Source organism: Roseovarius halophilus (ex Wu et al. 2025), from assembly GCF_047086965.1.
Genome location: NZ_JBKOTX010000332.1, coordinates 1 through 3,792 on the forward strand (window position 1 = coordinate 1; position 3,792 = coordinate 3,792).

The window sequence follows — 3,792 nt, forward strand, 5'->3', positions numbered from 1 at the left end:
CGCATACTGAGGCCTCACAGAAGTTCGCACTCGATCACATGCTCGAACGGTCAGAAATTTCTTGCACTACGGGCGGCAACCACAGAAGCAGCCTGTTAATCCCCGGCCGAGCGGCGGAGGCGTAATGCTGTCTTTCTGCCGTTCGGCTTAATCCCCTTTATCAGGAAAGAAATCGCAATGACCAAGCATAACCAGATCAGCCTGCCTGCCTCGGCGGTTCCGGCCGACGCCCCCACCCATGAGCAGCGCCCGTGGGGCGCATTCTGGAGCCTCGATCGCGGTGCGACGCATCAGGTCAAGCGCATTCGCGTAAAGCCCCGGGGGCAATTGTCCCTGCAATATCATCATCACCGCGCGGAACGCTGGGTGGTGATCGAGGGCACCGCCACGATTACAGTTGATGACGCGGTGATGAAGGTGAAACCCGGTGGTGTGGTGATGATCCCTCAAGGGGCCGTGCACCGGCTTGAAAACCTGATGAAATCGCAGGTCGAAATCATCGAGGTGCAAATGGGCGATTATCTTGGACAGGACGATATTGTCCGGCTGAAAGACGTTTATGACCGACCCGTGGATCGTGAGTTCGCGTCGTCCCGACCGCGCAGCCATGGTTAAATACCGGTTCGGTGAAGCTGTATTGTGGCGAGAACTGAGACGGCCAATGTCTTCTTGGGCGCGGTAACGTCGCAAGGAATGCCAACCGATCGCGTATTTCCGCCGGCCCCGGCGCTTGTCGGTCAGGCCCCGGCGGCGCTTGAGGCCGCTACCTCGTCCGCGCGCATCAGGCGCGCGATCAGGTCCGGCGAGGTTCGGTCCATCAATGGAAATCAGGCTCGCCACGATCAGGCTCTTCGTGCGGCGCCCGAAAGATCGTCTTGCTCCCGGATATCGCCGTGCCGGGATGGCAGCGCCTTGATGTTGTGCGCGGCGACCGGCTACTGGCACTTCACCGCGAACATGAAATCCTGCGTTGGCCCGCGGCCTTCTTGAAGTTTTCATGACAGTCGGCATCCGCGATTGCCCGACAGCGGTATTTCCAATATTCGTAAAATATGGAAGAAATGATTCCCGTCCGCCTGGCCACGCTCGGCCATCCGCGCCGGCTGGCGCTTTTTCGCCTGCTGATGCGGCGCTATCCCGACCGCGTGGCGGCTGGAGAGCTTGCCGAGGCGCTGGACCTGCCGCCCAGCACGCTGTCGGCCTACCTGACCGCGCTGATGCGCACCGGGCTGGTCACGCAGGCGCGCGCGGGCACCTCGTTGCGCTATGCCATCGACATGGCCGAGGCGCGGCAGACCTTCGGCTATCTCTTCCAGGATTGCTGCCGCGGGCGCGCGGAATTCTGCGCGCCTTTTTCGCTGCTCTCATCAGAGGATGAAACCCGCATGACGGACCGCCCCTACAACGTGTTATTCATCTGTACCGGCAATTCCGCGCGATCGATCTTTGCCGAATCGATCCTGCGCGCGGAGGGGGGCGCGCGTTTCGTTGCCCATTCTGCCGGCACGCATCCCTATTCCGCCCTGAACCCCTTCGCGCTGGAGGTGCTGCAGGCCAAGGGCCACGACACCGACGTGCTGCGCGCCAAGAACATCGCCGAGTTCCAGGACGCCGACGCGCCGGTGATGGATTTCGTCTTTACCGTCTGCGACCAGGCCGCGAACGAGGAATGCCCGGCCTGGGACGGGCAGCCGGTAACCGGCCACTGGGGCGTGCCGGACCCGGTCAGGGCGACCGGCACGGATGCGCAGAGAAGCCTTGCGTTCCAGCAGGCTTACGGGACGTTGCGCAACCGTATCAGGGCCTTCGCGGCGCTGCCGTTCGATACGCTCGACAAGGTGTCGTTGCAGCACGCGGTCGATGATCTGGGCCGTGACCGTGCCGGGCCGGCGGAGCCACGGCCATGACCGTCTTTGCGCTCAACGGGCTGGGCCGCGTCGGCAAGCTGGCGCTGAAGCCGCTGCTGGATCGCGGCGCCGAGATCGCGTGGATCAACGACGCGACGGGCGATCCTGAAATGCAGGCCCACCTGCTGGAATTCGACAGCGTGCATGGCCACTGGGACGCGGAGATTTCGCACGATGCCGACAGCGTGACGGTGGACGGCACGCGCCTGCCTTTCGTCGGGGCGCGCGACATTGCCGACCTGCCGCTCGACGGGGTGGACGTGGTGATCGACTGCACCGGGGCGTTCAAGACCGAGGCCGGGCTCGCGCCCTATTTCGAGGCAGGGGTCAAGAAGGTCGTCGTTTCCGCCCCGGTGAAGGACGGGGACGCGGCCAATGTCGTCTTCGGCGTGAACGATGACGTCTATGACCCCGCGCGCCACCGGATCGTCACGGCGGCCAGTTGCACGACCAACTGCCTTGCCCCGGTGGTCAAGGTCATTCACGAGCGGATCGGCATCCGGCACGGCTCGATCACGACGATCCATGACGTGACCAACACGCAGACCATCGTGGACCGGCCGGCCAAGGACCTGCGCCGCGCGCGATCGGCGCTGACGTCGATGATCCCCACCACCACCGGCAGCGCCACGGCGATCACGCTGATCTATCCCGACCTGGAGGGGCGGCTGAACGGCCACGCGGTGCGGGTGCCGCTGCTCAATGCCTCGATCACCGATTGCGTGTTCGAGGTGGCGCGCGAAACGAGTGCCGAGGAGGTCAACGTCCTGTTCCGCGAGGCTGCCGAGGGGCCGCTGGCGGGTATTCTGGGCTACGAGGCGCGCCCGCTGGTATCGGCCGACTACACGAACGACACGCGGTCGGGCGTCGTCGATGCCCCCTCGACCATGGTCGTGAACGGCACGCAGGTGAAGGTTTATGCGTGGTACGACAACGAAATGGGCTATGCCCATCGGCTGGTCGACGTGGCGCTGATGGTGGGGGCGAGCCTGTGAGCACGCGCCACGAGGGCCTGTCGGCCTATATCGCCGTCACCGCCGCCTACTGGGCCTTCATGCTGACCGACGGCGCCCTGCGGATGCTGGTGCTGCTGCATTTCCACACGCTGGGCTTCACGCCGGTGCAGCTGGCCTATCTTTTCGTGCTCTACGAGATCGCCGGCATGGTCACGAACCTGTCGGCGGGCTGGATCGCGGCGCGGTTCGGCCTGACATCCACGCTCTATGCCGGGCTTGGACTTCAGATAGCGGCGCTGGTCGCGCTGGCGCAGCTTGATCCCGGCTGGGCGGTGGGCCTGTCGGTGGCGTATGTCATGACGGTGCAGGGCGCCTCGGGGGTGGCCAAGGACCTTGCCAAGATGTCGTCGAAATCCGCCGTCAAGCTGCTGGCCCCGTCGGGCGACGGCGGGCTGTTCCGCTGGGTTGCCGTTCTGACCGGATCGAAGAACGCGGTGAAGGGGCTGGGCTTCCTGCTCGGGGCGGCATTGCTGGCGATGCTGGGCTTCGTCTGGGCCGTGCTGGGCATGGCCGCGGTACTGGCCGCGGTACTGGCCGCGATCCTGCTGGTCGTGGCGGTCGCGATGCCGTCCGGGCTGCCGACGGGGCGCAAGGGCGCGAAGTTTTCCGAGGTCTTCTCGAAATCGGCCAATGTCAACTGGCTGAGCGCCGCGCGGGTCTTCCTGTTCGGAGCGCGCGACGTCTGGTTCGTGGTCGGCATCCCCGTCTATTTCTACGCGGTGCTGTCGGATGGAACGGAAGCGGGTAACCGCGCCGCGTTCTTCATGGTGGGCAGTTTCATGGCCGTCTGGATCATCCTGTACGGCGCGGTTCAGGCCGGCGCGCCGCGCCTGCTGGGCGCGGCGACGCGGCCCGGGTCGGCGCTGATC

The 3,792-nt window shown here is 65.1% G+C and carries 3 protein-coding genes and 1 pseudogene; all 4 read left to right on the forward strand.

What is annotated here, in order from left to right; genetic code table 11:
• The first annotated feature begins 177 nt into the window (after positions 1-177).
• Positions 178-615, forward strand: coding sequence for a phosphomannose isomerase type II C-terminal cupin domain (locus tag ACH107_RS30770; RefSeq protein WP_412509488.1), 438 nt, complete (start codon positions 178-180; stop codon positions 613-615).
• Positions 616-1,052: 437 nt separating this feature from the next.
• Positions 1,053-1,907, forward strand: coding sequence for a helix-turn-helix domain-containing protein (locus ACH107_RS30775; RefSeq protein WP_412509489.1), 855 nt, complete (start codon positions 1,053-1,055; stop codon positions 1,905-1,907).
• The gene (locus tag ACH107_RS30780) at positions 1,904-2,902 is read left to right on the forward strand and encodes an ArsJ-associated glyceraldehyde-3-phosphate dehydrogenase (protein WP_412509490.1); all 999 of its coding nucleotides are present in this window, start codon (positions 1,904-1,906) and stop codon (positions 2,900-2,902) included. Before ACH107_RS30775 ends, ACH107_RS30780 begins: the two co-directional genes overlap by 4 nt.
• Before the next feature lie 59 nt (positions 2,903-2,961).
• Positions 2,962-3,792: pseudogene (locus tag ACH107_RS30785) on the forward strand (MFS transporter); the annotation flags it as partial.

Excerpts from the sequence above, each read along its gene's own strand:
- ACH107_RS30770 (WP_412509488.1), top strand. The coding sequence starts at position 178 with ATGACCAAGCATAACCAGATCAGCCTGCCTGCCTCGGCGGTTCCGGCC.
- ACH107_RS30775 (WP_412509489.1), top strand. The coding sequence starts at position 1,053 with ATGGAAGAAATGATTCCCGTCCGCCTGGCCACGCTCGGCCATCCGCGC.
- ACH107_RS30780 (WP_412509490.1), top strand. The coding sequence starts at position 1,904 with ATGACCGTCTTTGCGCTCAACGGGCTGGGCCGCGTCGGCAAGCTGGCG.